General features: G+C 40.9%; 16 protein-coding genes and 1 pseudogene. 6 read left to right on the top strand and 11 right to left on the bottom strand.

Features of this window, described 5'->3' with window-relative positions; all coding sequences use genetic code 11:
* Positions 1-499: 499 nt before the first annotated feature.
* Both L6494_RS06070 and L6494_RS06065 read right to left on the bottom strand, forming a co-directional pair.
* Complete coding sequence (locus L6494_RS06070; RefSeq protein ID WP_237992419.1) at positions 500-775, bottom strand: TM2 domain-containing protein; 276 nt, start codon at positions 773-775, stop codon at positions 500-502.
* Positions 776-1,668: 893 nt separating this feature from the next.
* Positions 1,669-3,261, bottom strand: a complete 1,593-nt coding sequence (locus tag L6494_RS06065; protein WP_237992417.1) for a CPBP family intramembrane glutamic endopeptidase — start codon at positions 3,259-3,261, stop codon at positions 1,669-1,671.
* 112 nt (positions 3,262-3,373) lie between these two features.
* On the opposite strand from L6494_RS06065, the gene L6494_RS06060 reads away from it, so the two are divergent.
* Positions 3,374-4,051, top strand: coding sequence for a Uma2 family endonuclease (locus L6494_RS06060; RefSeq protein ID WP_237995853.1), 678 nt, complete (start codon positions 3,374-3,376; stop codon positions 4,049-4,051).
* 42 nt (positions 4,052-4,093) lie between these two features.
* On the opposite strand, the gene L6494_RS06055 is transcribed toward L6494_RS06060, so the two are convergent.
* The 5 genes from L6494_RS06055 to sufB all read right to left on the bottom strand — a co-directional run bounded on the left by L6494_RS06055 (position 4,094) and on the right by sufB (position 9,918).
* Complete coding sequence (locus tag L6494_RS06055) at positions 4,094-4,726, bottom strand: Uma2 family endonuclease (protein ID WP_237992415.1); 633 nt, start codon at positions 4,724-4,726, stop codon at positions 4,094-4,096.
* Positions 4,727-4,859: 133 nt separating this feature from the next.
* Positions 4,860-6,122 (bottom strand): cysteine desulfurase, encoded by a 1,263-nt coding sequence (locus L6494_RS06050; RefSeq protein WP_237992413.1) that lies wholly within the window; start codon positions 6,120-6,122, stop codon positions 4,860-4,862.
* Positions 6,123-6,215: 93 nt separating this feature from the next.
* Complete coding sequence (gene sufD / locus L6494_RS06045) at positions 6,216-7,589, bottom strand: Fe-S cluster assembly protein SufD (protein WP_237992411.1); 1,374 nt, start codon at positions 7,587-7,589, stop codon at positions 6,216-6,218.
* On the bottom strand, positions 7,589-8,377 hold the full coding sequence (gene sufC / locus L6494_RS06040; protein ID WP_237992408.1) for a Fe-S cluster assembly ATPase SufC: 789 nt from the start codon (positions 8,375-8,377) through the stop codon (positions 7,589-7,591). The genes sufD and sufC overlap by 1 nt, the downstream gene beginning before the upstream one ends.
* 101 nt (positions 8,378-8,478) lie before the next feature.
* Positions 8,479-9,918 (bottom strand): Fe-S cluster assembly protein SufB, encoded by a 1,440-nt coding sequence (gene sufB / locus L6494_RS06035; protein ID WP_237992397.1) that lies wholly within the window; start codon positions 9,916-9,918, stop codon positions 8,479-8,481.
* A gap of 227 nt (positions 9,919-10,145) precedes the next feature.
* Between sufB and sufR the strand changes: the two genes are divergently transcribed.
* Entirely contained in the window at positions 10,146-10,814 is a 669-nt protein-coding gene (sufR, locus tag L6494_RS06030; protein WP_237992395.1) for an iron-sulfur cluster biosynthesis transcriptional regulator SufR, read from the top strand.
* A gap of 130 nt (positions 10,815-10,944) precedes the next feature.
* Positions 10,945-11,205, top strand: a complete 261-nt coding sequence (locus L6494_RS06025) for a hypothetical protein (protein WP_237992384.1) — start codon at positions 10,945-10,947, stop codon at positions 11,203-11,205.
* A 423-nt stretch (positions 11,206-11,628) separates the two neighbouring features.
* Here L6494_RS06025 and L6494_RS06020 read toward each other — a convergent pair whose 3' ends face one another.
* A complete protein-coding gene (locus L6494_RS06020; RefSeq protein WP_237992382.1) occupies positions 11,629-12,273 on the bottom strand; it encodes a hypothetical protein in 645 nt (214 codons plus the stop codon).
* Between the two features lie 309 nt (positions 12,274-12,582).
* A complete protein-coding gene (locus tag L6494_RS06015) occupies positions 12,583-12,909 on the bottom strand; it encodes a YbjQ family protein (RefSeq protein ID WP_237992380.1) in 327 nt (108 codons plus the stop codon).
* 512 nt (positions 12,910-13,421) lie between these two features.
* Here L6494_RS06015 and L6494_RS06010 point away from each other — a divergent pair.
* A complete protein-coding gene (locus L6494_RS06010) occupies positions 13,422-14,102 on the top strand; it encodes a tetratricopeptide repeat protein (RefSeq protein ID WP_237992378.1) in 681 nt (226 codons plus the stop codon).
* Here L6494_RS06010 and L6494_RS06005 read toward each other — a convergent pair.
* A pseudogene (locus L6494_RS06005) lies at positions 14,091-14,485 on the bottom strand (ABC transporter ATP-binding protein); the annotation flags it as partial. The gene L6494_RS06010 and the pseudogene L6494_RS06005 sit on opposite strands and share 12 nt — an antisense overlap.
* A 143-nt stretch (positions 14,486-14,628) precedes the next feature.
* On the opposite strand from L6494_RS06005, the gene L6494_RS06000 reads away from it, so the two are divergent.
* The gene (locus L6494_RS06000; protein WP_237992376.1) at positions 14,629-15,375 is read left to right on the top strand and encodes a hypothetical protein; all 747 of its coding nucleotides are present in this window, start codon (positions 14,629-14,631) and stop codon (positions 15,373-15,375) included.
* A 9-nt stretch (positions 15,376-15,384) separates the two neighbouring features.
* On the top strand, positions 15,385-15,936 hold the full coding sequence (locus L6494_RS05995) for a DUF4231 domain-containing protein (RefSeq protein ID WP_237992373.1): 552 nt from the start codon (positions 15,385-15,387) through the stop codon (positions 15,934-15,936).
* Between the two features lie 186 nt (positions 15,937-16,122).
* On the opposite strand, the gene L6494_RS05990 is transcribed toward L6494_RS05995, so the two are convergent.
* Positions 16,123-17,868 (bottom strand): calcium-binding protein, encoded by a 1,746-nt coding sequence (locus L6494_RS05990; RefSeq protein WP_237992371.1) that lies wholly within the window; start codon positions 17,866-17,868, stop codon positions 16,123-16,125.
* Positions 17,869-18,187: the final 319 nt, after the last annotated feature.

The following is an 18,187-nucleotide window of genomic DNA, read 5'->3' as shown; positions in this document are numbered from 1 at the left end:
TGGGGTTAAAAGCCCTGCTCCTTGGGGCAATGGTGTTGGGTTCTTTTTCAATCCCCCTCCAACACCTTCAACCCCTACACCCTTACACCCTTACACCCCTAATGAAGAAAAGAGGCATCATCAGTCATCAGTCACTGATTTAACTCCCTAATCCCTTCTAACTCCGACTCCAACGTTGGGAAGTCACGTAGATCAAAGTTACAAGCTGAATTGGAAGGAAGATAATCAGACTCTTCAAGAAATAGTGGACTTCGATGTTAGACATAGCACTAACGTAGCCAATTCCCACGAATACAAATATTACCCAGGTTAGATACTTACGCTTGCTGCTAAACATATCAGGTTACATTAATTACAAACATGAGAAAGGCATTAGGAGTTAGAAGCTAGAGATTAGACATTAGGTATTAAATCAGTGAACAGTGACTGATAACTGTTTACTGTTTACTGTTCACTATTAAATAACATTTTCTTGATGCCTCATTCCCCATGACCTATTCTAAAACCAACGCTGTTTATTTACTATATAAGTATCAACAAATTGTTCAGGAGTTTTGTTTAAGTAGATCATGCCTTCAATTAAACCTACAAGCTGCATAATTAACAAAGTCATGCCGTAGGAAAAAGTACCTCCAACTACAGATATAACTAACATAATAAAGCCTTCTGGGGCATATCCTAAAATGAATTTATGCACTCCGAAACCACCGAAAATAATCCCACAATAGCTAGCTAATAGTTGTTTGTGAGTTTGAGTTGGGTTGAGATTTGCCATATGGTTTATGCTCCTTGAAATTATGTGTAAAACTAAGGTTTTTAGTGTGATTAAATCAACTAAACATATTTTGACTGAGTTAGTATTAGAAAGTTTCCCCACACTTATAAAAATGTGAGTAAAACTAGGTTCTAATAGTCGTAGATAGATAAGCTACTAAGATTTAAATCCGAGTAGTTCATCTGAATTATGACTGGAATTATCTTGTTTATTTATGGCTATAGCAATCCTGCTTCATTTTTAAGAATTGCCAGACTTTACAGGGTTCTCGGCTCTCAAAAATGATTTAGTAAAGCTATATTAACCATCTTGATGAAATAAACTAGGTCAGTATTATTACAGATTTTGAGTAAATAGTCCTCTTTCACAAGAATTAATTTTAAATTAATAGGTGAAAGTAGCTTTACCATAGCACCTTCTACTCTTATACCCGTGTTATCTCCGGATTTTTATCGGAGACGGTCACAATCTTCAACATAACTTTAATGGAAATTACCTGTGTCAGATACTCAGGGAGGGTTTACTCCGGCTAAAAATCCTCTAACTACCTTCCGTATAAGAGAATGGTTGCAGTTTAAATTATTTTCATTCACCTGTATCTATGATCATTAATCACACCGGAACTAGTCCATACATAATTCCGGGTTGGAGTGCTTGAGGATAGTAATCAACACTGTAAGAACGAACTGAGTTATCCAGATGATAATAAAAATCTACCTGGAAATTTTGTAATCTATTTAACAGTATTACTGGTTATATATTCATAAATTCTATGTCTGTCATCAAATTGATATATTATTTGATATCAGCTAATCATCATAGCCAAAAAATTTAGTTATGGGCAGATAAAACCAAATATTTTTATGATTAGCAACCGTGTAGTTCGAGTTTGATTAATTACCGCTACCCAAGAGAAACAGACTGATGAGTGTGCCGCTATTCCAGAGGCTGTGCAGTAGCATGGGTGCAAGTAGGTTGCGCGATCGCGTGTAAACTACTCCTAAGACGATACCCAAAGCTGTCAATGGTAGCACTTCTGATAAACTCAGGTGCGCGATCGCGAATAACAAACCACTGGCGAGAATTGATCCCCATACGGGTAGATACTTAGTTAAAGACGGTAATAAAAAGCCTCGAAATAGGACTTCTTCAAACAGAGGAGCTGCGATCGCAGCTGTAACGTAAAATATCCCCAGTGCTACAAAATCTTGGCTTTCTAGTGCTAGTTGCAATAGAGGGTTACTACCACCCTGTCCTTGCCATAGTTGCTGATTAATCAAGGAAACAACGACAACTATAGGTAAAGCGGCGCAATATCCCCCCAATCCCCACAAAAACCAATTATCTCGTAGTTGTAATTTAAACCAGAGTCTTGGTAGAGGGAAAAACCGCTTGATGGAGAAATACATTACCAATAGCGCACCCACAGCCACTAATATGTAACTAATTAACACATAAACGGCTTGCAGGCGCACATCCCCAACGGGACGCGGAATTGGGAGTGTTAAGAGTAAAGCAGGAACAAAAACCTGTCCCATGAAGAAAAAGCCGACGACAAAAACTTGTAGTATGGTTTCCCCATCCCAAGGTGTTGTCCAAAGTAGATCACCATTTCGCGCTAATAATGACTCTTTCCCCTTAATTAAGCGTTGAGCAGTTAAGGAAATTAATAAAATCACTCCCACCAAGGCGGTTAGAGCGGGGACAGTACCAATAAATGCTAACTTGAACACAGCCTGATTCGCCGCATCTTGTTGTGCTGCTTGCACTTCTGATAAAGCTGCTTGGCGTTGTTGGAGTTGATAGAGTTGAACCAAAGCTGTAGAACTAAACCAACCTGTTAAATTATTTTGAATCTGTTGTTGAGCATCAGGTAACAGACGCGGGGGATTACTCCATAGTCCAATTAATACAGCAGCCGTTTCTTTAGTGCTAACGGTTGACTGTTGACTGTCGGTTGCTAATCGCTGTTCTAATTCACTCCAGGTTTTGATTGCTGTATCTGTCTTTCCTTGTTTGGCTTGTAAAATTCCCAACTGTAAGTCTAATTCAGCTAGAAATTTTTGCATTTTTTGTTGGGACTGCTCTAGCTGCTTTACCTTGTCTGAGCGAGAAGTATCGATGGTGGGAGGTACTTCTGGTAGTGGTTTAGGTGGTGTAGGAATTGCATCTGTAGAACGCAGTTGTGCAAGTTGGCTTTGAACTTTTACCAAATTAGTCTGCACAGATTGACGAGTTTCTTGATATTTCTCCGTAGCACTTTCGAGGGGTTGATCCCCAAGGATTGCTTCTCGAATCGCCTGGGAGCTATCATCTTGACTATCTGCTGCTTGCCAAGCTTGCGCTTGGAGAGCAATATTAGTTTGATAGAGTTCCAAGCGAGTTTGAAACTGCGGTTCTTGCAAAGTACCGAATAGAGATGAAGCCGCAAATAAAACTGCGATCGGTGTCAGTATAAAGAATAAAAATATTCGTTTGAGTGTCATCTGTCCCCCTTTGTCGAACCAGTGGGAGAGAGTCCCCCTTGGGAATTATCGCAAGAAAACGCGAATGGTGGATCGATATGATGAATATTATGAGTTGGCGATCGCTCTTACCATGCTAAATTACAACCCATTACACTGCTTACCCTCCGCCGAGGATCTACCTGATTCTGACGATGAACCTCTAGATAATCAACTACAACATCTAATTCCCAGCTTGCTCAAAGCCATCCTAGCTTGGATATGGTCAACCCGGATGGATTGGTTTTTCGGGGTTGATATGGGAATTTATTACGATCCCCAACAGCCACCAATCGTCCCCGATGGTTTTTTAAGCTTGGGAGTTGAGCGCGTTTTTGATGAGAATTTGCGCCTGAGTTATGTACTGTGGGAAGAAAAAGTCATGCCAATGATGACTTTAGAGGTTGTTTCTCACAGACGCAGGGGAGAATATATTTACAAAAAGAAACTTTACTCTGAGATGGAGGTTTTATATTATGTTGTTTACAATCCCCAACGGCGGAAAAAACCACCTTTAGAAGTTTATAAATTAATAAATAATGAATATGTATTGCAACCGGGAAATCCTGTTTGGTTGGCAGAGATAGGTTTAGCCGTTGGTTATGAACAGGGAACTTATCAAGGAATTACAAGGGATTGGTTGTATTGGTATGATGTCCAAGGTGTGAGATATTTGTCACCGGAAGAAAGAGCGATTGCCTCTGAACAACGCGCTCAAAGATTAGCAGATGAATTGCGAAAACTAGGAATAGATCCTGATAGTTTAATTTGATATAGCAGTCCGATTTGATATCTGAAATAATAATTAAACTCATTATTTCATATTTTCTCGCACCCAAACACGAAATGATTTGAGCAAAGCAATTTCACCCATGCTTTTACTTTGGGGAATAAATTTGCTGATATCATTTACAGACACTATAGGAAAGGCAAGACTAAATTCATGCTCAATATATTGCCCTTCTACCAAATGATAAAATTTTAAATTTTGCCCGTCATACCTCCACAATTCAGCAATACCTAACGCTGAGTAAATATTAAATTTATTCACTGAACTACTAGTAATATCAATTTCAATTGCTAAATCAGGCGGCGGATCTGTTTCTAAATTTAATTTTTCTTTACCCCTCACTCTAAATTCATTTTGGATGTAGTAACAGTTATCTGGTTCTATACCTCGTTTAGCTAATGGGAGTTTTAAAGTTGTAGAGCCAGCACTTTTTATTTCTAAGTCTAATTCCTCAACTAGAGCAAATATTAAACGGTCAAACTGAATTTTAGGGTTTTCGTGTTCAAAAAGTGGGGTTATAATTTCTAAAGTGCCACAGTCATAGGCAAACCTAGAGCCTCTATCCTCCCCTGTGTCTCTCAACAAAGCTTCAAAGGTTTCCCAGCTAACGTTTTGTAAGACTGTTCTTTGTTCGGCAGGTGTTGACTGTATGAGCATATGAAAATACTTATTCTGTCAAAATAAAAGCCACTGTATGAAATTTTAGCAACTCCAGTAAATTAGTTGCGAGAAATAAGATACCCGACTTCTTCAAGAAGTCGGGTATCTGTGATTTGCGATTAGGGTATTTTTAACCAAAAATACCAGCAAAAAAGTCAATTGTTTCTTTGAGTGCTTTGATGAAAACATCAATTTCCTCGCGGGTGTTGTAGAAAGATAAACTGACTCTTGCGGTGGCTGGTAAACCCATATGACGGTGTAAAGGTTGAGTGCAGTGGTGTCCAGAACGAATAGCTACGCCTTCTTGATCTAATAATGTAGATAAGTCGTTAGCGTGGACACCTTCAACGGTAAATGCTGCTAAAGCGGCTCTACCTTCCCCTTGAGCATTGGGTTTTGGCCCGTAGATTGTAACTTGGGGAATTTTCGCTAATTCTTGGAACAAATAAGCTGTTAATTCAGCTTCGTAGGCGTGGATTTTATCCATACCTATATTAGTAAGATAATCTATGGCTGCACCCAGGGCGATCGCTTCCCCAATTGCAGGTGTACCCGCTTCAAATTTATGGGGTAATTCCGCATAGGTGGAATGGTCTAAATATACTTCGGCAATCATTTCACCACCGCCAAAAAATGGTGGCATTGCTTCTAGTAATTCCAACTTACCATACAGAAAACCTATACCAGTCATCGCACACATTTTATGTCCAGATGCTACCAACCAATCACAGTCGATTTGTTGGACATCGACAGGCATATGAGGCACACTTTGACAAGCATCAACTAAGAATTTCGCGCCGTATCTGTGAGCAATCTTCGCAATCTCTGCGACTGGATTTATACAACCCAGTGTATTAGAAACATGAACTATAGAAACTAATTTAGTTTTTTCAGTAATCAGTTGTTTAAACTGTTCTAAATTCAAGGTTTGTTCTGGTGTTAATTCCACAAATTTGAGAACTGCACCAGTTTTTTGAGCGACAAATTGCCAAGGGACAATATTACTGTGGTGTTCCATCACCGACAGAATAATTTCGTCCCCAACTTTTAAATTGTTCATTCCCCAGCTATAAGCTACGAGGTTAATGGCTTCGCTGGCGTTGCGGGTGTAGACGATTTCTTGGCGAGATGCTGCGTTAATAAATTTAGCAATTTTATCCCGTGCGCCTTCATAAGCATCGGTGGCTTTAGCACTGAGGGTATGCGCTCCCCGATGCACATTGGAGTTATATTGTTCGTAATAATCCCTGAGTGCATTTAAGACGAACAGGGGTTTTTGTGATGTCGCTGCATTATCTAAATAAACCAAGGGTTTATCGTTGATTTCTTGATGCAATATGGGGAAGTCAGCGCGAACTTTATCAGCTAGGGTTCTGGTAGGAGTGTAAGTCATTGGTAGTTCGTAATTCGTAATTCGTAATTCGTAGTTTTTGATTTGTAATTCGTAATTTTTTTTACTACTTATCAATTACGAATTACAAGCTATTTAGTTATTAGTTAGGGACTTGAAGTTAGTGACTGTATTTAACAATCTGTCTCTCAATGATGAGACTGGGATTTGGTTGATGATTTCGGTGGCGAAGGCGTTAACTAATAGCTTCCGCGCGTCGTTGGCATCAATACCCCGGCTTTGGAGATAGAATATTTCATCATCTTCTAACTGGCTGACTGTTGCACCGTGAGCGCATTTTACGTTGTCGGCGGTGATTTCTAGTTGGGGTTTGGTGTCAACTCTGGCTTTTGATGATAGCAGCAAGTTACGGTTTAATTGGGCTGCGTCGGTTAGTTGGGCTGGTTTGGGTACGAAGACTTTACCGTTGAAGACTGCGTGAGCGCGATCGCCTACAATACATTTATGTAATTGCTTGCTTGTACCATAGGGATGATTGAGTGCGATCGCACTGTGAGTATCTCCTAATTGGTTGCCTGCAATCATTGTCAAACCGTTGAGGGTGGTTTCGGTTTGTTCGCCAGTTTGCAAAATCTCTAAGTTATGCCGTGATATTTTCCCACCCAATGAGATGGCGTGACAAGTATAGCGACTGTAACGAGCTTGAGTAACGGCAGTTTTCCCAATATGAAAAGCCTGTTTACTTTCTTGCTCAATTCTAATATGACTCACATGGGCATTGTCTGCGATCGCAATTTCCGTAACTGCATTGGTGAGGTAAACTTGCTCTTCCCCTTGGGGGTTAGCGACAAACTCTTCAATTAGATTTACCTGTGAACCACTTTCCGCCACCACCAAACATCGGGGTTGGGAAATAGTCGCAGTTTCACCTGCAACCGAAATAAATAACAGATGAATGGGTGTATCAACGACTACGTTTTTTGCCACCAATACGACTGCTACATCAGATATTCCCGCCGTGTTGAGGGCTGTAAATACTTCTAATGCTCCCTCAGCTTGGGCTAAATGTTGTTGTACACGCTCTTGCTCGGTTACAGGTAAAGTAGCTAAATTACCTACAACTATACCAGTCGGTAACTCTGCAACTGCTGATAAACCCGGCACAAAAACACCATTGACAAATACTAACCGACTATTACCCGCTTCCGGTAATGTTAACGCCGCGATGTCGGGAGACTTTGCTGGTAAAGTCTCTACATGATGGAATGTTACCTGACGCAAGGCTGACAAATCAGTAAACCGCCATTCTTCTTCACGGGTAGTAGGAATAGTTGCATGACGTACCCAATTAGCTGCACGTTCGCGCAATTCCTGTAACCACCCTGTACTAACTGGCGCACTCACCTGATTTAACAAAGCCACCAAATCAGCATCTCTATCTAACAGAGTAGATGTCAAACTCACAGCTTCCGAGTTAGGTATAGAACTAGGAGAAACTTTACTAGACATTACACACCCACCTCAACCGCAGTTTCTTCTAACAGCCAGTCATAACCGCGAGATTCTAATTCCAGAGCTAATTCTTTACCGCCACTGGTGATAATTTGTCCCCGTGCCATGACGTGTACAAAGTCAGGGATAATATAGTCGAGTAACCGTTGATAGTGAGTAATCATAATCGTGGCATTTTCCGGGTTAGTCAGTTGATTTACCCCATTAGCCACAATTTTCAGCGCATCAATATCTAAGCCCGAATCCGTCTCATCCAAAATTGCCAACTTCGGTTCTAGCAAAGCCATCTGCAAAATTTCATTGCGCTTTTTCTCCCCGCCAGAAAACCCTTCATTCAGACTACGATTCAGGAAAGCGGGATTCATCTTCACCACATCCAACCTTTCCTCAATCAAGTCATCAAAATCGAAAGCATCTAACTCTTCCAAACCTTGAGCCTTGCGACGAGAATTATAAGCCACCCGCAAGAAATCCAAATTACTCACACCGGGAATTTCCAAAGGATATTGGAACGCCAAAAACACACCAGCCCTAGCCCGTTCCTCCGGTTCTAGTTCCAGTAAATTTTGCCCTTGAAAAATTATCTCCCCGCCAGTCACAGTATAAGCCGGATGTCCCGACAAAACCTTAGAAAAGGTACTCTTCCCAGAACCATTCGGCCCCATAATGGCGTGAACCTCACCAGCCCGAACTTCCAAATTCACACCCTTCAGAATCGGAGTACCATCAACCTCAGCCGTCAAATCCTTCACCGACAAAATAACTGCACTATTTTCAACAATCATGTTCTCTCTCTCTTCTCTTCTTTCTTTGTGTCTCTGTGTCTCTGTGGTTCAATTATTTTTTCACCACAGAGACACAAAGACACAGAGGTAAACTTTTGACATTAACCTACGCTACCTTCTAATTTCAGGCTCAATAATTTATCAGCTTCCACCGCAAATTCCATTGGTAGCTGATTAAAGACATCTTTACAGAAGCCGCTAATCATCATCGAAATTGCATCTTCCGGCGAAATGCCGCGTTGAGCGAAGTAAAATAGCTGATCTTCCCCAATTTTGGAAGTAGAAGCTTCATGTTCCACCTTCCCAGTATTATTCTGCACTTGAATATAAGGGAAAGTATTGGCGTGGGCATTATCCCCAATTAACATCGAGTCACACTGAGAATAGTTACGCGCCCCGTCAGCTTTGGGATTAATTTTCACCAAACCCCGGTAACTATTACTAGAATTACCTGCGGAGATTCCTTTAGAGATAATTGTGCTGCGGGTGTTCTTACCGATGTGAATCATTTTTGTCCCGGTGTCGGCTTGCTGCATATTGTTTGTCAACGCCACCGAGTAGAATTCACCAACGGAGTTATCACCCACTAATACGCAGCTGGGATATTTCCAAGTTATGGCTGAACCAGTTTCAACTTGTGTCCAAGAAATTTTGGAGTTCACACCTTGACACAAACCGCGCTTGGTGACGAAGTTATAAATCCCGCCTTTCCCGTTAGCATCACCGGCGTACCAGTTTTGAACGGTGGAGTATTTAATCTCGGCGTTGTCGAGGGCGACGAGTTCCACTACAGCCGCGTGGAGTTGGTTGCTATCGTACATCGGCGCGGTACAACCTTCCAAGTAGGAAACGTAGCTACCTTCTTCAGCCACAATCAAAGTCCGTTCAAATTGTCCCGTGTCACCGGAGTTGATGCGGAAGTAGGTAGACAATTCCATCGGGCATTTTACGCCTTTAGGAATATAGACAAAAGAACCATCACTAAAAACCGCCGCATTGAGGGCGGCGAAGTAATTATCAGCAATGGGGACAACACTACCCAGATATTTTTTGATTAATTCTGGGTGTTCTTGCAGTGCTTCGGAAATTGAGCAGAAGATTACACCATCTTCGGCGAGTTTTTCCTTGAAGGTGGTGGCGACGGAAACACTATCAAAAATCGCATCTACCGCAACGTTGGCGAGACGTTTCTGTTCAGATAAGGAAATGCCTAACTTCTCGAAGGTTTCTAAGAGGGTAGGATCTACTTCATCTAAGCTGTTGAGTTTTGCTTTCTGCTTTTTTGGTGCAGAATAATAGATAATATTCTGATAGTCGATAGGTGGATAGGTGACGCTTGGCCAAGTTGGCTCGGTCATTTTTAGCCACTGGCGGTAAGCTCTGAGACGAAACTCCAGCATGAATTCCGGTTCATTCTTCTTCGCGGAGATCATGCGGACAACATCCTCGTTTAGTCCACGCGGAATCGTGTCGGCTTCTATATCAGTGACAAAGCCGTACTTGTAGGGTTGGTTGACTAAGGTTTTGACAGTAGCACTCATCGCTAGTGGTCTCTTATGTTCAGGTAGTGGTTCTCTTTAAGGATGGGAGACGGCTTAGGGTTGGCTCGCTTCCCATCTCGTCTAACCGTGTGGTTAGACGGTTGTTACAATAAGAATATAGACTAAAACAACATGGTTGTTGTTTAACGTATTTACATTGTACGCTAGATTAACAACAACAATGTTGTCAAAGTCAAATTTTCTCAAAAAATTTTTTTGGACTAAAGATGGCGACTACTCAGCAGTCCTCAACTAAGCAAGAGATCCTAGAGTATCTCCTAAAACACTCCCAGGCGACGGCCTTTGATCTGGCAGAAATGTTAGATGTCAGCCCCCAAGCGATTCGTCGTCATCTCAAAGATTTGGAGGCGGAAGAGTTAATTGTCTACTCAACCACTGTACAAGCTGGGATGGGGCGACCACAACACATTTATCAATTAAGTCGTCAAGGACGCGATCGCCTGCACAAATCAGCTAGCGATCGCCACGGTGATTTTGCCGTTTCCCTGCTTGACACCTTAGCCGAAACAATGGGACACGAGCAATTCAAGTCCATTTTACAGAAACAGTGGGAACGCAAAGCCCAAGAATATTGCGATCGCGTCGGTAATGGTTCACTCCAAGAACGGGTAGCGAATTTAGTCGAACTGCGAAAAGCTGAAGGTTTCATGGCGGAATATCACCCTGTAGATTCCCCTGACTCAATAGAAGAGGAACGGTTTATCTTCATAGAACATAATTGTGCAATCTCTAACGTGGCTGAGTCATTCCCCAGCGTGTGCGGACATGAACTAGAAATGTTTGCGGCTATTCTCCCAGACTGTACAGTTGAGCGTACCCATTGGCTAATCAACGGCGAACATCGTTGCGGCTATCTAGTCCAAGCCCGCAAATAAAAATCAAATAGGTAAATTGCTTGTCATATTCAGTTTAGGTCATGAATCATAGCCAATTGGTAAAGGATTTTACCAATTAGGGGCTAATATTACCCAAAACTAACTTTTGATATACATTTAATTTCAAGTTATGGATTTTCCCCCACAACAATCATCAACTCAATTCCTCACTTTAGAAGAATCAGCCAAAGTAGACGCAGCCCTTTTATCTTCACCCGAAAAATTTCTGGCAAGATTAACAATTTCCTCACTGAAACTTTTAAAACACATCGCTCAAGAGTATGGTGTTGCTATTGAAGATTTAACAACACAACAATTAATTGATTGGTTTGAAAAAGACGGTAAAATTCGCAGAGAGGAAGGAATAGAAACTGCTTATTTGAAGTGGTAAATAATTTTAAATTTGGCAGTAACCTGTACTAGTTTTGATCTAAGAAAAACTCGCTACCAGGTTCAAACCAGTAACGAGTATGAAATTTTTATTTTTTTTGTATGTTTGTAGTTGTGAACAAAATGTAGGGGTCTAAATCCCCATCACAACACGGAAAAAGCGAATTGCGTAAAGCCTGCGGCATAGCTGCGCTTAGAGGCTGTTTGAAAAGTTTTGTCAGGTATCATTTGTCATTCTGAGTGGAGCTTTGCGGAAGGAAGAATCCGCGTTTTCACCGTTATACTGAGATGCTTCCTTCGTCAGCATGACATTCCTTCGTCAGCATGACATAAAAGGGGACTTTTCAAACACCCTCTTAGAGCAGAGCGGGACGTTAGTCCATTGCGTTAGCGTAGCGGGGCGGGAGCATCGTTGCGAATTGGTTCAACTATTGTGGTAGCCGTTGGTTCGAGGGCTACGAACTCCAACAGTTGCACCTATCAAAGCAGCAGCTAAACCTAACAAAGAACCCAGTACAAACCACCATAAAGCCCTAGAAGTAGAAGCAGCAACATCACGAGCTTGTTCAGGGGTTAACTGAGGTATGTTTTGCGGTATAGCAACGCCTCCTGGTTGTTGTACTTGGTTGATAACCGCCCCAGCATTGCTAGCCGCAACGCCAAAAGCACCCGTTACCCCAGTTGCTAATAGCCAGGAACTCAGTGCTAAAGTAGTCGCCCAGAGAATTGCGCCGTTCAGGAGAGCTGTATTACGGTTCATGGGGCCACAAGCGCGAGTTGTCACCCAACCCCCGATAAATAGGGAAATTAACAAAGCAACGGTTGACCAAATCCCCACATTACCTGCAACATCAGGTGTAATAGTTCTAGGCGCACCTGAGCCGGCAATTGTTCCTGCTCCAATGGCTGCAAAGAAAGAACTCAAAATTAACTGTGTAGCTAAAGCAACTAATACGCCAGAAATTATTGGCCCCCAGCGCACACGGTCATGATACTCACCTACTCTACCAGCCACCACCGCAGGTTCAGGCTGAACAACATCGTCACCTACTCGATTTATGTATGACATAATCTACTTTCTCCCTTGCTATATTTATTTAGCAAAGTTCTCTTAGGTTAGTTATTTTTATGCTTACGTTAGAATTAAATGACGAATCTGAGATTTTAATATCTATCAGCAGAAAGAGTTATTAACTCTATCTATAGTTGTAATGAATATGTCTATTTAGCAACTTTAATTTTATTTGTTATCCTCGAATTTTACTTTTTATAGTGTTTTTAGTAAATAAATTAAATTCATTTTTTGTAATAACTAAATAATCAAGGATGGGCAGGAAGCCCATCCCACAAAATAGGATAATTTATTCTTTGGAAGTTCCTAACGCAATTTCACCGCCGTACCTGTAGCCGTAATCAGCAACAAAACCCCTGACTGATCAACATTAATAGTACCAGTGTCAATTTCAATACCGATAACAGCATTAGCACCTAAACGCAATGCTCGTTGTTCTAACTCTTCTATGGCTTTCTTTTGTCCTTGTTCAAATAGACGTTCGTAGCTACCTGTACGTCCACCAATTACATCCCGAATGCTAGCCAAAAAATCCCGGAGGAAATTACTACCATAGACAACTTCCGCCGTCACAATACCTAAATAGGCTTCAATTACCCCGCCTTGAATCACATCTGTTGTAGTCAAAATCATAACTTGTCCTCATAGATGGCTTATTGGCTCATCTTTATGTATTCTTACTAACAGTGTTTTCAGAGTAACATACTGTGTTCTTAATCACTTTCCGCTATTTGGATGAATCTTACCTAAAAAATATCTCAGAGAGCATGAGAAATTTGGGAGTAATAAATAGAGAGATTCGATACATCATGAGGGGATGGGCAAGTGGTATTATATTAGGTGATTGAGGCTCAAGACTTTTTTAGCAAAGCTTACAGGTTTTTAAATTTAATTTTTAATAGATAAAATAATGGTTATAAAAAATAACTAAATTTTAATATTGCAATTAATTCATACGGTATATTTAACGGCTGCTAAATGATCATCAACCTCAGTATAATCTCTGGATTTTTGGCATTAGGTACGGCTAGGGAATATACTGTTTATTAATATTTTATGAAGGTAGACAAATACAGTTTTCAAAAAGTAAAATTTTTGTTTTAATGAACAAGAAAAAACTTCACCATAATTTAGGGGAATTTACTGTGTACAAACGCATATCACTTATAGTTGGGATTTTGTTATTGGGATCTGGTGCTGTGAGTATTCCCTCTGTGGCTCAGGCTCAGACCTTGGTAGCGCAAGCGAATAGAGCAGAATTAAAGGAAATGTTGGAGGAAGGCAAGCGGCTAGTAGACGCAGGTGATTATAATGGGGCGATCGCAATTTATCAAAGAGCAGCAGGACTAGACAATCGCAATGCTAGAATCCATTCTGGGATTGGCTACCTCTATGCTCAACAAGGAAATTTACAGGCAGCACTAGCATCATACCGTCGAGCGATCGCCATTGACCCCAACAATAGTGATTTTCTCTATGCTGTGGGTTTTATCAAAGGTAATATGGGCGATACTAAGGGTGCAAGAGAAGCTTATCGCCGCGCCATACAACTCAACAGAGGTAATCTTAACGCCTATATAGGATTAGGAATCACCCAATCACGGATGGGAGACTACACAGCAGCTAACTGGGCATTTGAGGAAGCTATTAAGCTGGATAGGAACAATGCTCAAACCTACGAATTTATGGCTGCAATGTATAAACAACGCCGCCAAACCAAACAAGCCAGCAACTTATTGCAAAAAGCGCGTGACTTGTATCGGCGACGCAATGACTCTGATGGGGTAGCTAGAGTAGAAGAAATGTTGCAGCAGTTAGGAGGGTGAAATTTCATCTAATTGTCGTCTAGTAAGTTCGACAAAAATATCTTCTAAACTTAGTAGGACACACCATGATTCCTGTTTTATCTGTCTGTTGATTCAGATAGCTGTTTGCTTCTACCAACGAAGGTAAAAATAAATACTCCCAACGCCGCGCACTATCTTCTCCATCTGCGGTTATATCTAATTGCTTTATCACCAAACCTTCACCGTGAAACGAACGCAACTGTTGTAAAGTGCCGAAAAAAATGAGTTTACCAGCATTCATAATCCCAATGTGTCCTGGTTTTTTTAGAGCCAAAAGCATCACACAAAAACTCGACCTCATCCATGCAATGATTCGTTAGCAGCATCGTCATCCCTTGTTTATTTAAATCTTGAATAATTTCTCACAGTCGTCGCTGTTAATCCACACCCATATTCTGTTTTACTAAGAAGTGGAAACTGAGGGAATTAAAGTTTGTAGTAAGCACTTTAGTGCTTAAAAACATCAGGACTAAAGTCCTTACTACAAACCCTCAAAAATACAGTCATGGAGAAACTTTTGCAACTTAGCTTTAATAATGGAAAAATAGCATCTGCTGTTCATGTGCAGCAACTTACAGAATTACCCCAAGCTATAAAGGAAATGGGTTTGCAGATAGCACGTCCTACATTAGTCATCGTGGGGGGTGCAAGTAAGATGCGTGAATCAGATTTTCTGCAAATCCAAAGATTATTTATAGAAGTTTTAGCACCCGTAGCTGAAAATTTGGGTGCTTATGTTGTCGATGGGGGTACTGATGCGGGAGTAATGCGCTTGATGGGTGAGGCGCGTACCCAGATAGGTGCTAAATTTGCTTTGATTGGTGTAGCACCTGTAAGTAAAGTTGCTTTACCTAATTCTTTAGAACCACCTGCTGATTCCACTCCTCTAGAACCTAACCATAGTCATTTTTTCTTAGTTCCTGGTAGTAATTGGGGTGATGAATCTCCTTGGTTAGCGCAATTAGCAACGGTGTTGGCTCATGGCAGACCCTCGTTAACCATACTAATAAATGGTGGTGAGATTACTTTTCAGGATGCTTTACAGAATGTGAATGCAGACAGGTTAGTGATTGTGATGGCTGGTAGTGGTAGAACCGCAGATATACTAGCAGGTGCATTGTATGGAGAAACTACTGATGAGAGAGCTATAGAATTAGCTAAGTCTGGTATAGTACACTACATTAAATTATCTAGTTTTCAGGAAAACTTTGAAAATTTAGCTCAGATTATCAAGGGTGTACTTTCTACCTAGGAGTAAAGAATGGCAAAAAAAGATAGTTATCAAGATTATTTAAAAAAAGATTTTAATCAGTTATTTGATAGTTTAAATCTAGGGGAAGTACAAAACCATTTTTTGCGATCGCGCTGGTTAGATCAATTAATCTGGATGGAAGGTAAAGCTAATCAAGCTCGCGATCGCTATTATTTTTTAAGGCTGACAACTATCATGGGCGGGGTGATTCTCCCAGCTTTGATTAGTTTCAATACTGGTAATGTCAAAGCTAAAGAGGTTATATTCTGGTCAACTTTTGGTATCAGTCAAGTAGTAGCTATGAGTGCCGCTATTGAAGAGTTTTTTCACTATGGAGAACGGTGGCGACACTATCGCCGGACTTCTGAATCTCTCAAAACTCAAGCTTGGCAATTTTCGCAATTAACAGGGGTTTATCGTAACTATACCAATCATGATGAGGCTTTTAATGTCTTTGCGGGTCAAGTAGAAGATATTATTCAGCGCGATGTGGAGGTTTATTCTACTCAAGTTGTCCAGGATCAGAAAGGTGAGGGGAAAAAGCCAGAAAAAGGGGAATAATACCAATCCCAGGATTTTAGATTGACAGTCCAGATTCAAGTGCTATTCAAATTCTCAAGAGAAAAAGGGGGAGGGAGTAGGGGAAATATTGAATCCTCCCTCTTACTCCCTGCTCATAACTCCCCTGCCTTTTCTAGTTACGGTATTAAATCAGGATTTAGTTTTAGCCTATTTGGTCACAATTCCTTAAGCTGTGACGAGGATGTCATTAGATGTCAGCGCGGGGAAAGAAGAGATGCTAGCAATCTGTTGTTGTGCTGCTGCGCCATTACCATCAATATCAAAGAATAATGCGCCTATGGCATTGCTATAAATGAAACGATGATTAGCATTTGTTGCAGCAGCACCTAGAACAAACTGAGTACCTAAAAGCGCACCTTGAGCCAAACCACCACCAAAACCAGCAGCAGAAACCGCGATTTTATCGAAGTTAGAAACAAAATCAACGATAATATCTACACCCTCACTAGGATTTAAGAAGGTAAAGCGATCGCTACCAGCACCACCAACTAAGACATCAACACCGATACCACCAATTAGATTATCATTACCAGCACCACCCGATAAGAAATCATTACCAGCACCACCAATGAGAGTATTGTTGCTAGCATTGCCGATAATAATGTCGTCTTGAGCTGTACCTGTGACATTCTCAAAGTTGTTGACAGTCAAGTTGAGTGTTCCCAAACCAGGCACATTATTCACAATCAAATTATTGATAGCGAGATTAGCGGTAATGCTAGTCATACCTGTTGCAGTGGAAGCATCGATGGTATCACCCAACAAGTTAGAAGCGGTGATGGTTTCAATGGAGTTCAATTGGTCAGTACCAAAAAATCCACCTGCTTTCGTAACAGTACCTGTAGGGCCAAGAACGATAGTTTGCCCTAGATTACTATAGTCTGCTGTGTCATTACCCGCTTCACCATTGAGGATATCATTGCCCTTGCTACCAACCAAAATATCATCGCCTGCACCAGCATTGATAATGTTGTTAGCACTGTTGCCAGTAATTTTGTCGTTTTGAGCTGTACCTCTGACGTTCTCAAATTCGTTGACTGTGAAGTTGGCTGTTCCCAGACCAGGAACATTATTTACAATCAGGGAATTAGCTGATAAATCAACAGTTACTGAAGTTGGGCTAGTTGCATCAGACGCATCAATCCAGTCGTTAAGTGATGAAGTGGCAATAATGTTTTCGACTTGTACTAGTTGGTCTGTACCAAACCCGACTCCTTTTGTGACGATGCCAGTAGCTTTGAGGGTAATTGCCTGATCTACGAAAGTGTAGTCAGCCGTGTCAAACCCACTTCCACCATTCAGCACACTGCTGCCATTTGGATCTAAAACAAAAAAGTAATCATTACCAGCACCACCGATGAGGATATCACTGCCTACATCATTAATCAGAATATCATCTCCGTCTTCACCAAACAGAACATCATTACCTTCTCCACCAATCAGGATATCATCGCCTGTGCCACCAAAGAGGAAGTCCTTCCCGCCTTCTCCAAGCAGAATATCATCACCAGCAAAACCAAAAATGTAATCATGGGTGTCTTTACCAATCAAAACGTCATCATCAGGTGTTCCCAAAATGACATGAATCGGCTTGGGAAAGATGGGAAAGATGGGAGTAGCAGCTACCCTCTTAGAGGAAGTTAAAAGTACGTCAGTTGAGGGACTTAACTGATTAGCGACACTCAAGAAGTTCTTAAATTCGACAGGAGCAAACTTAGCAACCAATTTACTTGCTTCACCGCTAGTAGTTGCAATAACTTCAGCAGGTGGGTTAGCCGAGCGAATTTCTTTAACAACATTTGATTTACTCAACGATTTGACTAAATCAGCTGCATTTACCTTGCCAGAAACTAATCCATCACTCAAGGTCTCAAGGTTTTTATTGGTCAATAATTGAAGAGATGTAGCCATATAATTTATTTTTTTCCGTTGAATATGCGCCTGGATTTGACTCTAGACAAAATGTTTTACATAAATATAAATAAATCATTAATTTTTTTAAAAATGTTTTCTAGGACACATTTAATATGAATCTTTCGTGAAGAGACACGCTTGAGGCAAATATAAATAAATCATTAAATTGTTCAACACGAACGTTTTCTAGGACACATTCAATATAAATTTTCCGTGAAGAGATGCGCTGTAAATATTAAATTTCCCTGCCTCTGTTGTATTACGCTACCGTATATACGCAAGCTAGCTGTAAAAAGAACGGCAAAACAACACTCCG

It is taken from the genome of Nostoc sp. UHCC 0870, assembly GCF_022063185.1.
In the GTDB taxonomy this organism is placed as follows: Bacteria; Cyanobacteriota; Cyanobacteriia; order Cyanobacteriales; family Nostocaceae; genus Trichormus.
The sequence above is the reverse complement of the archived record's forward strand: the minus strand, read 5'-3'. Positions and strand labels throughout refer to the sequence as shown.